The organism is Pontibacter cellulosilyticus (assembly GCF_014306105.1).
GTDB lineage: Bacteria > Bacteroidota > Bacteroidia > Cytophagales > Hymenobacteraceae > Pontibacter > Pontibacter cellulosilyticus.
The window spans coordinates 24,782-39,503 of record NZ_JACRVF010000003.1 but is presented as its reverse complement, the minus strand read 5'-3'; the positions used below and the strand labels follow the sequence as shown (position 1 = coordinate 39,503).

General features: G+C 42.7%; 12 protein-coding genes. All 12 read left to right on the top strand.

Annotation, left to right across the window (positions count from 1 at the left end; translation table 11 throughout):
• The first annotated feature begins 113 nt into the window (after window positions 1–113).
• The 12 genes from H8S84_RS11090 to H8S84_RS11035 are packed head-to-tail and all read left to right on the top strand — an operon-like array spanning window position 114 to window position 14,692.
• Window positions 114–1,433, top strand: a complete 1,320-nt coding sequence (locus H8S84_RS11090; RefSeq protein WP_187067415.1) for a c-type cytochrome — start codon at window positions 114–116, stop codon at window positions 1,431–1,433.
• A 42-nt stretch (window positions 1,434–1,475) separates the two neighbouring features.
• Complete coding sequence (locus H8S84_RS11085) at window positions 1,476–4,466, top strand: TAT-variant-translocated molybdopterin oxidoreductase (RefSeq protein WP_187067414.1); 2,991 nt, start codon at window positions 1,476–1,478, stop codon at window positions 4,464–4,466.
• A gap of 21 nt (window positions 4,467–4,487) precedes the next feature.
• On the top strand, window positions 4,488–5,915 hold the full coding sequence (gene nrfD, locus H8S84_RS11080) for an NrfD/PsrC family molybdoenzyme membrane anchor subunit (RefSeq protein WP_187067413.1): 1,428 nt from the start codon (window positions 4,488–4,490) through the stop codon (window positions 5,913–5,915).
• Window positions 5,908–6,432 carry a DUF3341 domain-containing protein gene (locus H8S84_RS11075; protein WP_187067412.1) on the top strand — a complete coding sequence of 175 codons (525 nt, stop codon included), beginning with the start codon at window positions 5,908–5,910 and terminating at the stop codon, window positions 6,430–6,432. The genes nrfD and H8S84_RS11075 overlap by 8 nt, the downstream gene beginning before the upstream one ends.
• On the top strand, window positions 6,432–7,121 hold the full coding sequence (locus tag H8S84_RS11070; protein ID WP_187067411.1) for a c-type cytochrome: 690 nt from the start codon (window positions 6,432–6,434) through the stop codon (window positions 7,119–7,121). Before H8S84_RS11075 ends, H8S84_RS11070 begins: the two co-directional genes overlap by 1 nt.
• 26 nt (window positions 7,122–7,147) lie before the next feature.
• Window positions 7,148–8,416, top strand: a complete 1,269-nt coding sequence (locus tag H8S84_RS11065) for a quinol:cytochrome C oxidoreductase (RefSeq protein ID WP_187067410.1) — start codon at window positions 7,148–7,150, stop codon at window positions 8,414–8,416.
• Between the two features lie 24 nt (window positions 8,417–8,440).
• On the top strand, window positions 8,441–9,505 hold the full coding sequence (locus H8S84_RS11060) for a cytochrome c oxidase subunit II (protein WP_187067409.1): 1,065 nt from the start codon (window positions 8,441–8,443) through the stop codon (window positions 9,503–9,505).
• A gap of 18 nt (window positions 9,506–9,523) precedes the next feature.
• Complete coding sequence (locus H8S84_RS11055; protein ID WP_187067408.1) at window positions 9,524–11,350, top strand: cytochrome c oxidase subunit I; 1,827 nt, start codon at window positions 9,524–9,526, stop codon at window positions 11,348–11,350.
• A 6-nt stretch (window positions 11,351–11,356) separates the two neighbouring features.
• Entirely contained in the window at window positions 11,357–12,430 is a 1,074-nt protein-coding gene (locus H8S84_RS11050) for a COX15/CtaA family protein (RefSeq protein WP_187067407.1), read from the top strand.
• Window positions 12,430–13,326 (top strand): heme o synthase, encoded by an 897-nt coding sequence (gene cyoE, locus H8S84_RS11045; protein ID WP_187067406.1) that lies wholly within the window; start codon window positions 12,430–12,432, stop codon window positions 13,324–13,326. The genes H8S84_RS11050 and cyoE overlap by 1 nt, the downstream gene beginning before the upstream one ends.
• 3 nt (window positions 13,327–13,329) lie before the next feature.
• Complete coding sequence (locus H8S84_RS11040; RefSeq protein WP_187067405.1) at window positions 13,330–13,920, top strand: cytochrome c oxidase subunit 3; 591 nt, start codon at window positions 13,330–13,332, stop codon at window positions 13,918–13,920.
• Between the two features lie 25 nt (window positions 13,921–13,945).
• Window positions 13,946–14,692 carry a cytochrome c oxidase subunit 3 gene (locus tag H8S84_RS11035; RefSeq protein WP_187067404.1) on the top strand — a complete coding sequence of 249 codons (747 nt, stop codon included), beginning with the start codon at window positions 13,946–13,948 and terminating at the stop codon, window positions 14,690–14,692.
• Window positions 14,693–14,722 lie beyond the last annotated feature (30 nt).

Here is a 14,722-nt window from a genome sequence, read left to right as displayed (position 1 = left end):
TACAACAGTCCAAAAATACACTTATTCTATTTGATTAATGGAATTCGCATAGTAGATTTGTGCCCGTAAAGTAAATTCACCATTATACTAAACACACACAAGTGATCTTGGCTATGATTAGCTGTATAATTAAAACTAAATCCAAAGTCTTTTTTGCCTTCTTGTTTGCGTTGGTAGTTTCTTTTGGCGCTTTTGCCCAAGAGCAAGCTGCTGAGCAGGCTGACGTGGCAGCAAAAGGAGTAGTGCCCGGTGCTACAGAAGGTGCAACTACTAGTGCAACACCAGCAGGTGATCCTGCCGTGATTGATGCTGGAGAAGCCCTGTTCAAAAACAATTGCGTTGTTTGTCACTCAGCTGGTTCTGATGTTATTGTAGGCCCTGGTCTGCAAGGTGTAACAGAGAGAAGAAATGAAGCTTGGTTGATCAAGTGGATTAAAAACTCTCAGGCACTTATTCAGGCAGGCGATAAAGATGCGGTTGCTATCTACAACGAGTACAATAAGCAGGCAATGCCTTCTTTTGCTCTTAGCGATGATGAGGTAAAGTCTATTCTTGCCTATATCAAATCAGGTAAAGGCGTTGTTTCTGCTCCGGTAGCTGGTCCTGAGGATGCGGTTGCAGGTGAGAACGTTGGAACTGATGCGATTGGAGCAGTAGGAGGCTATCTTGACATTGTGCTTGTGGTGCTTATCGTTGTGTTGATCGTTCTAGTGGTGACACTTTTACTGATCACATCTCTTTTAAAGAACTACCTAAACAAGACACGTACGCTGGATGAGTACGATAATGAAATCGTAAACCAGCGTTTCGACTTCTCTAAGATCTACAAGTCAAATGCTGTTCGCACACTTGTTGTGTTGATCTTTGTGGTGGTACTTCTGGATCTCACTATAGATAAAGTTATGGGTATCGGTATTCAGGAAGGGTACCAGCCAAAGCAGCCTATTGCTTTCTCGCATAAACTGCACGCAGGTGAGCACCAAATCAACTGTAACTACTGCCACACTACAGTATATGAAAGCAAGAGTGCAAGTATTCCTTCAGCGAATATTTGTATGAACTGCCACAGCCAAATCAAAACAGAGTCTCCTGAGATTCAGAAAATTTACAAGGCAATTGAGCGTAACAGGCCAATCGAGTGGGTGCGCATTCACAACCTGCCTGACCTGGCATACTTTAACCACTCACAGCATACACAAGTTGGTGGTGTAGAGTGCCAGACCTGCCACGGACCAATTGAGGAAATGGATGTTGTTTACCAGTATTCTCCATTAACAATGGGCTGGTGTATCGACTGCCACCGCGAAACTCCGCTTAACACAGAAGGCAACGAGTACTACGATAAGCTTGTAGAGCTGCACGAAGCTTCTTCTGCTGGCGCATTTACGGTGTCGTCGAATGGTGGTACAGAGTGTTCTAAGTGCCACTATTAATCAATATCATTTCAATTAGTATTCGAGTTTTCTAGATATAATATGCAAGACAGAATAAAATACTGGAAAGGAATTGAGGAGTTAAATAACACTCCTGAGTTCGCTAAACATGCTCATAACGAGTTTCCAGAATTCCTGCCACTAGACGAAGCGAAAGGTGAAGGTTCGACTTCGAACGGCAAAACGCAGCGCCGTGACTTCTTAAAGCTTCTTGGCTTTAGTATGGCTGCAGTATCTTTGGCTTCGTGCGAGGCCCCGGTAAGAAAAGCTATACCTTACTTAAACAAACCGGTAGATGTAGAGCCAGGTGTAGCTAACTGGTATGCTTCTACCTACTACCTGAACGGTGACTATAATAGCATTCTTGTTAAAACGCGTGAGGGTAGACCGATTAAAATTGAGCCAAACCCTTCTTCATCTGTAACGCCTTACGGAACAAGCTCAAGAGCACAGGCTTCTGTATTAGGTGTTTATGACAATAACCGTCTTCGTTTCCCGCTAATCAAAGGCAAAGAGGCGAAATGGGAAGAAGTAGATAAGCAGATTGCTTCTCGTTTAGCGTCTGTAAACGGTAAGGTTGCTATAGTTTCTTCAACTATCATTAGCCCATCTACCAAGCAGTTGATCGATGAGTTCGGTGCACGTTTCGGTAACTTCGAACACGTAGTATATGATGCAAACTCTGCATCAGCATTACTTGCTGCAAACGGTGGTGTTTTCCCTGGCTACGATTTCAGCAAAGCTAACGTCATTGTAAGCATTGGTGCTGACTTTTTAGGTACATGGGGTGCTCCAGTTCCTTTTGCTAAGCAGTACATCCAAAATAGAAAAATTGACGCCGATAACCCGGAGATGTCTCGTCACTACCAGTTCGAAACAATACTTTCGATGACGGGTGGTAATGCTGACGTTCGAGTGCCTATCAAGCCTTCTGAAGAAGCGGCAGTAGTTACAGCTATTTATAACGCAATAACTGGTGGCGGTTCTACTTCAGCTAAGATCGGTGACGGTAAAGCTTTGGCAGCAGCTATCAGAGACCTGCAAGCTAACAGAGGCAAAGCATTGGTGGTATCAGGCTCAAACGATCCTGCTGTACAGGCAATGGTTGCTTCTATAAACAGAGCACTAGGTGCTGAAGGTACAACAATTGATTCTGCTTCTCCATATTTTGTAAAGCAGGGTAATGATGCACAGATGATTCGTCTTATCAATGAGATGAACGCTGGATCTGTAGGTGCTATATTCTTTTATAACTCAAACCCTGCATACGATCATCCGCTTGCGGAGAAAGTAATAGCTGGTTTGAAGAAAGTAGCGCTTAAAGTATCTTTTGCAGAAAGAGTAGACGAAACAGCTGTTCTTGCTGATTTTGTTACGCCTGATAACCACTACCTGGAGTCTTGGAATGATTTCGAGCCGAAGAGAGGTTTCCTGAGCATTTCTCAGCCGGTAATCAGCCCTATCTTCACAACCCGCCAGATGCAGGACAGCTTGTTGAAGTGGAGTGGTAACAGCACAAACTTCTACGAGTACATCCGCAATAACTGGAGAAAAGTAGCTACCGGTGACTTTAACAAGTTCTGGGAGAAAGCTGTGCATGACGGCGTTCTGGAGAATGGCTCAAGCATGCTGAAAGTTGCTCCTTCTACAGTTGCGGTATCTACAACTGTAAGAAATATAAAACCAGCCGGCATTGAGGCTGTACTATACGAGAAAGTAGGTATAGGTTCTGGTTCTGAGGCGAACAACCCATGGTTACAGGAACTTCCTGATCCAATTTCTAAAGCTACCTGGGGTAACTACGTAGCGATGCCGATCGCAATGGCAAAAGAAATGGAAGTGGTGCAAGGAGATGTACTTGCAGTTACACTGCCAACAGGTCAGACATTTGAACTTCCAGCGCTAATACAACCTGGACAGGCTAATGGTACTGTAGCTATCGCAATGGGTTATGGTCGCAGTCTGGAAGCAGGTCCGGTAGCAAATGGCCTTGGCGCTAATGCTTTCCAAATTGCTAATGTAATTGATAATACAGTAGCGTATAGCAGCCCGGTTTCTTTAAAGAAAACAGGTGCTACTTCTCCAATTGCTCAGACACAGACTCACCATACTATCATGGACCGTCTGGTTGTTCAGGAGAATACGCTGACAAATTATAAAGCTAACCCTAAAGAGGTTACGGAATACATCCGTATTGCTACGCACGAAGGCCCTGCAAAGCCAGCTGCAATTTCTCTATGGGATGATTACGAGTACAAAAACCACCACTGGGGTATGGTTATCGACCTTAACTCATGTATTGGTTGCGGTTCTTGTACCATTAGCTGTAACGTAGAAAACAACATACCTGTAGTTGGTAAGGCGGAAGTTCTTAACCGTCGCGAAATGCACTGGATGCGTATCGACAGATATTACAGCGCAGTTGAGCACGAGGAAAAGGATTATGCTACGATGGAAAATCCTGCTGAAAACCCTTCAGTTATTTTCCAGCCAATGCTTTGCCAGCACTGTAACCACGCTCCTTGCGAAACAGTTTGCCCTGTTGCCGCTACAATGCACAGTTCTGAAGGTATCAACCAAATGGTTTACAACCGTTGCGTAGGTACACGTTACTGCGCTAATAACTGCCCTTACAAAGTACGTCGCTTCAACTGGTTTGCTTATGCAAACAACGAGAAGTTCAACTTTAACGAGCCAATGAACAATGATCTTGGTAAGATGGTGTTGAACCCAGATGTAACTGTACGCGGTAGAGGTGTGATGGAGAAGTGCTCATTCTGCGTTCAGCGTGTGCAGCTAGGTAAACTAGAGGCGAAACGTGAAAACAGAAGACCGAAAGATGGTGAAATTGTAACAGCTTGTGCGCAGTCATGCCCAACTGAAGCAATCATCTTCGGAGACATGAAGGATCCGGAAAGCCGTATTTCAAGAGTTCTTGCTCGTCAGAAAGGTGAGCGTGCATTCCACGTACTGGAGGAGCTAAACGTTCAGCCAAACGTAACTTACCTGACAAAAATTAGAAACTTAGCTTAAAAATAAAATTTCTATAGCGCTATGCAGCACGTATCTCCGATAAGAGAGCCTCTAGTAACGGGGGGGAAAACATACCACGACATCACCAATGATGTCTGCAGACAAGTGGAGGCCAAGCCCAACGCACGTTGGGCAGCTGCCCTTGCTGTATCGTTAGTTGGCTTAGCTATATTTATTTACTCCTGCTATCGTACGCTTTGGTACGGTATCGGTGAGTGGGGATTGAATAAAACAGTAGGCTGGGCCTGGGATATTACCAACTTCGTATGGTGGGTAGGTATCGGTCACGCAGGTACACTGATCTCAGCAATCCTTTTACTATTCCGCCAGAAGTGGAGAACTTCTATTAACCGCGCAGCTGAGGCGATGACGATCTTCGCCGTAATTTGCGCCGCGATGTTCCCGGTACTACACATGGGACGTCCTTGGTTAGCTTACTGGGTACTTCCGTTGCCAAACACGTTCGGTTCGCTTTGGGTTAACTTTAACTCACCGCTTCTTTGGGACGTATTTGCCATCTCAACGTACTTCTCTGTTTCTTTAGTATTCTGGTACATCGGTCTTATTCCTGACTTTGCTACCATCCGAGACAGAGCAACAGGCCCAATCGCAAGAAGAGCTTATTCAGTTTTATCATTTGGCTGGACTGGTTCTGCTAAAGCTTGGTCACGTTACGAGACAGTATCATTGATTCTTGCTGGTCTTGCAACGCCACTGGTACTTTCTGTACACACCATCGTATCTTTTGACTTTGCAACGTCAGTAATTCCGGGATGGCACACCACGATCTTCCCTCCATACTTCGTTGCCGGTGCGATCTTCTCAGGTTTCGCAATGGTGTTAACCCTGATGATCATTACCAGAAAGACTTTCCACCTGGAGCACTATATTACACTAGAGCACGTGGAGTCGATGAACAAGGTAATTATCCTGACAGGATCTATTGTAGGTATCGCTTATACTACAGAGTTCTTCATCGCTTGGTATTCAGGTGTAGAGTATGAGCAGTATGCGTTCATCAATCGTGCTTTCGGTCCTTACTGGTGGGCATACTGGTCGATGATGACATGTAACGTAATTACGCCTCAGCTATTCTGGTTCAGAAAGATCAGAAGAAGCTTAACAGCGACGTTCATCATCTCCATCTTTGTGAACATCGGTATGTGGTTCGAGCGTTTCGTAATTATCGTAACATCGCTTCACAGAGATTACCTTCCATCATCATGGGCCATGTTCTCTCCAACTATGATTGATATTGGAGTTTATGTTGGTACAATCGGTTTGTTCTTCACACTTTTCTTCTTATTCGCTAAGTTTTTCCCAGTGGTTAACATGGCAGAAGTTAAGGCTATCCTTAAGTCATCTTCAGGAGTGAAGCACCATCCGCATAAAACCATGCACGGAACTGAAAAAGAATTGAATACTAATCCACATCACAGCAATGAATAAAAAGTTTGTTCTAGGTATTTATGATGATGAAGATGTGCTGTTATCAGCCATCGAAAACATCCGCGCTGCCGGTACTAAGATTTACGATGTATTTTCACCTTATCCAGTACACGGAATTGATGATGTATTAGGTATCAAGCGCTCAAGACTTCCAATTGTCGCTTTCTTCTGCGGCTTATTTGGAACATCATTCGCACTTTGGATGCAAATCTGGATGCTAGGATTCGACTGGCCGATGATCATTGGTGGTAAGCCGCACATTGCACTTCCATCATTCATCCCAGTAACGTTCGAGCTTACTGTATTATGTGCAGCCTTCGGTATGGTAATAACTTTCTTTATAGTGAGTAAGCTTAAGCCATCACTTCGTGTAAATGTTTTCGATAAACGCTCTACAGACGACAAGTTTGTAATGGCAATCGAAATAAAAGAAGGTGTTACTGATTTGTCTGCTTTAAATAACCTGCTTCGCTCTAACGGTGCAATCGAAGTTAATGAGAAGGAGGTAATAAAATAATGAAAAGAATATCTAAAATAGGTTTTAGAGCCTCAGCTATACTTTTCTCATCTGCATTGGTAGTAGCCTGCAGTAATGAGCAAGATCCAGGATTAGAGTATGCACCAGATATGTACCACTCTGTTCCTCTTGATCCATATTCACAAATAAAAGAAAACAAGTATAACCCAGGCGGTATGAACATGCGCCAACCTGCTGCTGGTACAGTAGCCCGCGGTAAAGAGGGATACAATCTTTATTTGTCGAAAGATGATGCTGAAACTGCAGGTGTTGAGTTAACAAACCCATTACAGCGCACTACAGCTAACCTTGAAGAAGGAAAAGTACTTTATACGCGCTTTTGCGCTCCATGCCACGGTGAGCAAGGAGATGGACAAGGATTAGTAGGGCAGAAGTTTAAAGGAGTTCCATCTTATACTGCAGGTCGTGTAGCAACTCTTCCTGCTGGTCATATATTCCATGTAATAACAAATGGTAGAGGCCGCATGATGCCACATGGCTCTCAGGTTGATCCAACTGAACGCTGGAAAATTGTGATGTATGTACAGCAGCTTCAGAAAGGAGAAACAGCAACAGCTGTAGACGCTGATTCTGAAGTTAGAGATGAGGCTGGTGGTGAGTCTATAACTGACAATCCTGTAACTGGTACGCCAGCAGGAACACCAACGAAAGAAACACCTAAAAATTAAGTCTAAGGCATAATTATTAAAAGATAATGACAGAAGAAAGACTCATCATTTCCAGAAAAACAAACAATAAGTTTTTCTTAATGATAGCTATAGGTGTTGTATTGCTTATAGCAGGGATAATCTTTATGGCCTTAGGCGGAGGAGCTGATCACGGTGAAGGACACGGTGAGGCTACCGCAGCTGGTCATGAAGCAGCTTCATGGGCTAAAAGACTATTTGTAAACCTATGGTTGAATAACGTATACTTTACAGGTATTGCCCTTATTGGTACATTCTTCGTAGCAGTGCAATATGTAGCTTACGCAGGATGGTCTGTATTGATCAAAAGAATTCCGGAAGCACTGAGCTATTATCTGCCAATTGGTGCAGTAGTAATGCTAGTTGTTTTCCTATTCGGTGGACATGATATATTTCACTGGACACATGAATATTTATATGATGTAAATGATCCACGTTACGACCCAATTATTGCAGGTAAGTCAGGATACCTAAACTTCTGGTTCTTCCTGATCAGAATGGTTGTATTCTTTGCGTTGTGGATTCTTTTCTTTAACTGGTTAAGAAGAACTTCTATCAATGAAGACATCCACGGTGGAACATCCTATTACCACAAGAGCATCAGAATTTCAGCGATATTCCTGGTAATCTTCGGTGTATCATCTTCGATGTCAGCATGGGACTGGGTATTATCAATTGATACACACTGGTTCTCTACCATGTTCGGTTGGTATGTATTTGCGAGCTGGTTTGTATCAGGTCTTGCTGCTACAACATTAACAGTAATCATTCTTAAGCAGAATGGTTACCTGAAGCATGTTAATTCAAACCACCTGCACGACTTAGGAAAATTTGTATTTGCCTTCTCTATCTTCTGGACTTACATCTGGTTCTCTCAGTTCGTTCTTATATGGTATGCAAACATACCTGAGGAATCGATCTATTTCTTAGAGCGTCTGAGCGGAAGCGATGGGAAGTATACTTGGATATTTTTCTTTAACCTTTTGATAAACTTTGCATTCCCTTTCCTTGTTCTAATGACAAGAGATGCAAAGCGCCAGATGATCATGCTAAAGATTGTAACTATAGCCATCTTAATTGGTCATTGGTTTGATTTCTACCTAATGATGATGCCTGGAACACTTCGGGGTGACGCTGGTTTAGGATTTATAGAAATTGGTACTGCTCTGGTATTTCTGGGTGTGTTCCTGTTAACTTTCACGAAGGGATTGACAAAAGCTTCGCTGGTTCCGGTAAACCACCCGTTCCTCGAAGAAAGTGTTCACCATCATGTTTAGAGACTATACTAAAAGCGTTATATAATGATTACGTTCGCCATAGGTTTATCCATAGTTTTATTATTCGTTGTCCTGTTCTTATTGTTCAGGATAGGTACGCTAGCCTCTATCTTCAGGGGTTCATCACAGCGTGCTGTTGGTACAACGAGAACCAGCAACCGCGTTAACAGTACATTGTTCCTGTTATTCCTAATAGGAGGTGGGGCCGCCTTTGCGTGGTCATTCGCCGATTCATGGGACACCATGAACTTACCATTAGCCTCTGTTCATGGTGAGTGGACAGATGACTTGTTCTGGACAACAATGGTTGTTATCGGAATAGTGTTTGTTATTACACAGGTTCTTTTATTCATCTATTCTTTCAAATATCAGCACCAAGACGACAAGCGTGCTTACTACTATCCGCACAACAACAAGCTAGAGATAGTTTGGACGATGATACCGGCAGTGGTAATGGCTTTATTAGTATTTGGTGGCTGGAAAACCTGGACTAAAATTACAAGTGCAGCTCCAGAGGATGCTGTTGTAATTGAGGTAATGGGTAAGCAGTTTAACTGGATGGTTCGTTACCCTGGAGCGGATGGCGAACTTGGAGTTGCAAAGCACACGCTGATTACGGCAACAAACGAGTTTGGTGTTGACTTTAGTGATCCTGCTGCCATGGACGACTTCATGCCAATGGAAATTCACGTGCCAAAAGGCCAGCCTGTACTTTTCAAGATCCGATCTCGCGATGTGATCCACAGTGTGTTCCTACCTCACTTCAGAGTTAAGATGGATGCTGTGCCAGGTATGCCAACAAAGTTCTGGTTTGTACCTACAAAAACTACTGACGAAATGCGCAGCGAAACAGGTAACCCTGATTTCAAATATGAGCTTGCTTGTACTGAGATTTGCGGCCGTGGCCACTTTGCGATGCGCTACATCTTGATAGTTGACGAGCCTGAAGATTACCAGGCTTGGTTAGCAAAGCAGACTCCTTTTGCAGTGCAAAACCCTGAGGTAGCAGCAAAATTCTCTTCTACTAGTGAGCAAGCAGTTGCAGCTAACAAGACAGAGAAAGCTGAAGAGGTAAAATCAGAATTATAGCATTTAAATACTTTTAAAATGTCTAGTACAGATATATCTATTCATCCAGATGTACATCATGCACACGAAGAGCATGATCACCATCACGATCAGAACTTCCTAGAGAAGTACATCTTTAGCCAAGACCATAAAGTAATTGCTAAGCAGTTTTTGTTTGCAGGTATTTTCTGGGCTTTTGTTGGAGGTTTCCTTTCTATACTTTTCCGTCTACAGTTAGGTTGGCCAGAAGCTACCTTTACTTTCCTGGAGCCAATTTTGGGAGGATGGATTGAGAACGGCAAACTGAACCCAGAGTTTTACCTCGCTATGGTGACTATGCATGGTACGATCATGGTGTTCTTTGTACTAACAGCCGGTCTAAGCGGTACATTCGCTAACTTCTTGATTCCGCTACAGATTGGAGCAAGAGACATGGCCTCTGGATTCATGAACATGCTTTCGTTCTGGGTGTTCTTCCTGTCAAGCGTAGTTATGTTTATGTCTCTGTTCCTGGATACAGGCCCTGCAGGAGGCGGTTGGACGGTTTACCCTCCATTAAGTGCATTACCACAGGCAATTCAGGGTTCAGGTACAGGTATGACGATGTGGTTGATTTCAATGGCTCTTTTCATTGTATCACAGCTGTTGGCAGGTGTTAACTACATTACCACCATCATCAACCTGAGAACAAAAGGAATGTCTATGACGAAGCTTCCGCTTACTGTTTGGGCATTATTCTTCACAGCTATACTTGGTTTGCTTTCATTCCCGGTATTGTTCTCAGCAGCTCTACTATTGATCTTTGACAGAAGCTTCGGAACCAGCTTCTACTTGTCTGATATCTACATCGCTGGTGAGGCTCTAACTAATACAGGTGGTAGCCCAATCCTGTTCCAGCACTTGTTCTGGTTCTTAGGTCACCCGGAGGTATACATTGTAATTCTTCCTGCTTTTGGACTAGTTTCTGAAGTAATCGCTACTAACTCTCGTAAGCCAATCTTTGGTTACAGAGCGATGATTGGATCTATGATCGGTATTGCTATCCTTTCTTTCGTAGTATGGGCGCACCACATGTTCGTAACAGGTATGAACCCATTCTTGGGATCTGTGTTCATGTTCCTGACGTTGATTATTGCGGTACCCTCTGCGGTTAAAGTGTTTAACTGGATTGCGACACTATGGAGAGGTAACATCAGATTCTCTACAGGTATGTTGTTTGCCATTGGCTTCGTATCCCTGTTCATTTCTGGTGGTCTTACTGGTATTATACTTGGTAACTCAGCTCTAGACATTCAGCTGCACGATACATACTTTGTAGTGGCTCACTTCCACCTTGTAATGGGTGCTGCGGCTTTCTTTGGTATGTTCTGCGGTGTTTACCACTGGTTCCCCAAGATGTTCGGTCGTATGATGGATGAGAAGCTTGGTTCTGTTCACTTCTGGATGACCTTCATTTCTGTTTATCTGGTATTCATGCCAATGCACTACATCGGTATAGCTGGTTTCCCAAGAAGATATTACAACTGGACAGGCTTTGAGACATTCAATATCTTCACTGATATGAATACGTTCATCAGCTTAGCCGCAATCATCGGTTTCTCTGCGCAGTTTATCTTCTTATTTAACTTTATCTACAGCATCTTTAAAGGCCGTAGAGCTACGCAAAATCCGTGGCATGCTAACACCCTTGAGTGGACAACTCCTGTATTACCTGGACATGGCAACTGGCCGGGTGAGATACCTACAGTTTACAGATGGCCTTATGATTACAGCAAGCCAGGTGCATCTGAGGACTTTATTCCACAAAACGTACCTTTCTCACAGACGCAGTCATCAAACCTGCCAAGCGAGAGAGATTTAGAATAACAATTAATGGTTAATAAATCTTTTCATAAAAGGTTTAAAACTATAGGAGTACTTACAGTTATTGCTGTATACTTTCTAATATTAGTCGGAGGAATCGTTCGTAGTACTGGTTCAGGTATGGGTTGCCCAGACTGGCCAAAGTGCTTCGGCAGTTGGGTTCCTCCGACTGATGTTAGTCAATTACCAGAAAACTACCTAGAGGTATACAAACAGAAGCGAATAGAAAAGAACCAGAAGCTTGCTGGATTTCTCGACAAAGTAGGTTTTGAAGAGGTCTCAGCTTCTATTTTCTCGCATCCGAGCCAGTACATAGAAACAGAATTCAATGTAACGAAGACTTGGATCGAATACCTGAATCGCTTAGTTGGTGTGCTGATAGGTTTTTTTATTTTCCTAACTGTACTTTACGCTATACCATACCTAAAAACGGATAAGACAATCTTTTATCTTGCATTAGGTAGTTTTATACTAGTAGGAATTCAGGGCTGGTTAGGTTCTATCGTAGTATCAACAAATCTATTACCTGTTACAGTTACAATACACATGGCACTGGCATTAGTGCTGGTAGCTTTGTTACAATACGCTGTTACAAGACCAAATAGAGAAGCCTTAGAGGGTAGGGTTACCTACAGCGGTAGGATCAGTTTATACCTTTGGTTAATTGCCGGAGTTACATTTATTCAGATTCTGATTGGTACGCAAGTACGCGAGGAGGTGGATCAGGTAGCTTTTGCAATGAGTGGAGCAGGACGCGAAAGTTGGGTAGAGCAGTTAAGTACATCATTTTATGTACACCGCTCTTTCTCAATACTTATACTTGCGTTGCACCTGTACCTGGCTTACATGCTGTATAAGTTGAAGGATCGAACGCTGAACACATTAACCAGCACGATGCTATTGCTGGTAGGGATAGAAATAGTGATAGGTGTAGTTTTAGCATACTTTGCAATTCCTGCATTTTTACAGCCTCTCCACCTAACCTTTGCGGCACTACTTTTTGGAGTGCAGTTTCAATTACTGTTAGTTTATTATTATGCCTCTAAAAAGGCAGCACATAAAACAATAGCTGTATCTAAGTAATGAGTATCCATACGACAGATTCGCTTGCGTTCCCAATAATTATGGCACAAAAAGCATCAGCATACTTTAAGCTTTTGAAATTCAGACTGAGCTTTACAGTTGCTTTCTCGAGTGCAATAGGTTACATACTAGGTTATCCAGGTGCTTCTTTTCTAAACATTGCTATGGTGATGCTAGGAGGTTTACTGGTTACTGGTTCTGCTAACATTATAAACCAAATCCTTGAAAAGGATTTGGATAAGGTGATGAAAAGAACTGCAAAGCGCCCGTTGCCGACGGGGCAGCTAAGTATAAGTGAGGCTGTTGTTTTCTGCATTGTGATAGGTGTGGCAGGTGTGAGTTTGCTAGGGCTATACTTCAACTGGCTGGCAGCTGCTCTGTCACTATTGTCGCTGGTACTGTATGGCTTTATCTACACGCCGCTTAAGCGAATAAACCCGATCTGTGTTTTTGTAGGTGCTATACCAGGAGCGATGCCACCCCTAATAGGTTGGGTAGCAGCCTCAGGTTCTATAGATATAGAGGCAGTTATACTTTTTGGAATTCAATTCTTCTGGCAGTTCCCGCACTTTTGGGCAATTGCCTGGGTGTTGGACGACGATTATAAAAAGGCTGGATTTAAAATGCTGCCCACTGCTGGAGGAAAAGACTTGAAAACAGCAGTACAGATTATGATCTACACGCTCATGCTAATCCCATTGAGCCTGCTACCATTGCAGTTTGGCATGACCGGTACTACCTCTGCGATGATAGCAGTAGTATGCGGAGTTCTTTTTTTGGCTCAAACATTTTACCTCATGCGCACTTGTACAAAGAAAGCTGCTATGAATATTATGTTTGGCTCATTTTTATATCTGCCTATTGTGCAGATAGCTTTTGTATTAGATAAAGTATAATCTATGATCATGGTTGATAATAGAATAGAAAGTAATCCAACATCATCAGGCGTACACCCATTAAAGTTTTCGCTCTGGTTGATTATTATAAGTATTATTATGATGTTTGCAGCTTTTACGAGTGCATACATTGTAAGAAGAGAAGAGGGTAACTGGCTAGAGTTTGAGTTGCCGACAATACTGTTGATTAATACAGTTATTATCGTTCTGAGCAGTGTTACGATGCAGTGGGCATATGTATCTGCAAAGAAGGATAACCTTAGTTCTATTAAGTTAGGATTGATATTAACTTCAGTTTTGGGTGCGGCTTTCTTGATTGGCCAGTGGAATGGATGGGCAGAGCTTGTACAGAACAACATATATTTTGGCGGCTCCACAAGTAACCCGTCTGGCTCATTTTTGTATGTATTAACAGGAGTTCACGGATTTCACCTAATTACAGGACTTGTATTTGTTCTGATTACTCTTGTGAGTAGCTTAAAGTATAAAGTTCACTCTAAGAATTTGCTACGCATACAGCTGTGTACTGTATATTGGCACTTTTTAGGCGGACTTTGGCTATATTTGTATATATTCTTAAGAATTAATCACTAAACACATTTTTTTCAATACATAAACTATGTCTACTTCAACTACGCTGGAAGCACCTAAAAAAGGTACATGGGACGGTGGGAATGAGCCGTTAAAGGCGAGCTACGGAAAACTGATGATGTGGTTTTTCCTGCTTTCTGATGCATTTACGTTCGGTGCGTTTCTAATCGTTTACGGTCTTTCGCGCCATAAGCACTTGCCTTATACTGGTGAGCCGGAAGCATTTACGTTTTCAACAGAGTACTGGCCAATTCCTGAGAAAGTTTTCAACGCTTTCCCTGGTTTACATGGCATGGACCTGCCACTTGCATTCGTAGCTTTGATGACTATGATACTTATTCTTAGCTCGGTAACAATGGTACTTGCTGTTGAAGCCGGTCACAGAATGGATAAAAACGATGTGCAGAAGTGGTTACTTTGGACAATTCTTTTTGGTGCTACATTCTTAGGATGCCAGGCATGGGAGTGGGCTCACTTTATTTCTGGTACTGATGAAGGCATGTTGTTAGCAGATGGTACACGCGTATTTGGTGCTAACTTAACCATAAACCAGTACGGACCGCCGTTGTTCGCTGATTTGTTCTTTTTCATTACTGGTTTCCACGGTACGCACGTATTCTCAGGAGTTGTACTACTTATTATGATCTTCATCAACACAGTAAATGGAGTATATCATAATCGTGGGCATTACGAAATGGTGGAAAAAGTTGGTTTATACTGGCACTTTGTAGACCTTGTTTGGGTATTCGTATTTACCTTCTTCTACCTAATCTAATCGAATTTAAGTATAAAATAACTGTAAAAG

What these genes read in the sequence shown, in the direction of transcription:
- H8S84_RS11090 (WP_187067415.1), top strand. Translation starts at nt 114, where the DNA reads ATGATTAGCTGTATAATTAAAACTAAATCCAAAGTCTTTTTTGCCTTC.
- H8S84_RS11085 (WP_187067414.1), top strand. Translation starts at nt 1,476, where the DNA reads ATGCAAGACAGAATAAAATACTGGAAAGGAATTGAGGAGTTAAATAAC.
- nrfD (WP_187067413.1), top strand. Translation starts at nt 4,488, where the DNA reads ATGCAGCACGTATCTCCGATAAGAGAGCCTCTAGTAACGGGGGGGAAA.
- H8S84_RS11075 (WP_187067412.1), top strand. Translation starts at nt 5,908, where the DNA reads ATGAATAAAAAGTTTGTTCTAGGTATTTATGATGATGAAGATGTGCTG.
- H8S84_RS11070 (WP_187067411.1), top strand. Translation starts at nt 6,432, where the DNA reads ATGAAAAGAATATCTAAAATAGGTTTTAGAGCCTCAGCTATACTTTTC.
- H8S84_RS11065 (WP_187067410.1), top strand. Translation starts at nt 7,148, where the DNA reads ATGACAGAAGAAAGACTCATCATTTCCAGAAAAACAAACAATAAGTTT.
- H8S84_RS11060 (WP_187067409.1), top strand. Translation starts at nt 8,441, where the DNA reads ATGATTACGTTCGCCATAGGTTTATCCATAGTTTTATTATTCGTTGTC.
- H8S84_RS11055 (WP_187067408.1), top strand. Translation starts at nt 9,524, where the DNA reads ATGTCTAGTACAGATATATCTATTCATCCAGATGTACATCATGCACAC.
- H8S84_RS11050 (WP_187067407.1), top strand. Translation starts at nt 11,357, where the DNA reads ATGGTTAATAAATCTTTTCATAAAAGGTTTAAAACTATAGGAGTACTT.
- cyoE (WP_187067406.1), top strand. Translation starts at nt 12,430, where the DNA reads ATGAGTATCCATACGACAGATTCGCTTGCGTTCCCAATAATTATGGCA.
- H8S84_RS11040 (WP_187067405.1), top strand. Translation starts at nt 13,330, where the DNA reads ATGATCATGGTTGATAATAGAATAGAAAGTAATCCAACATCATCAGGC.
- H8S84_RS11035 (WP_187067404.1), top strand. Translation starts at nt 13,946, where the DNA reads ATGTCTACTTCAACTACGCTGGAAGCACCTAAAAAAGGTACATGGGAC.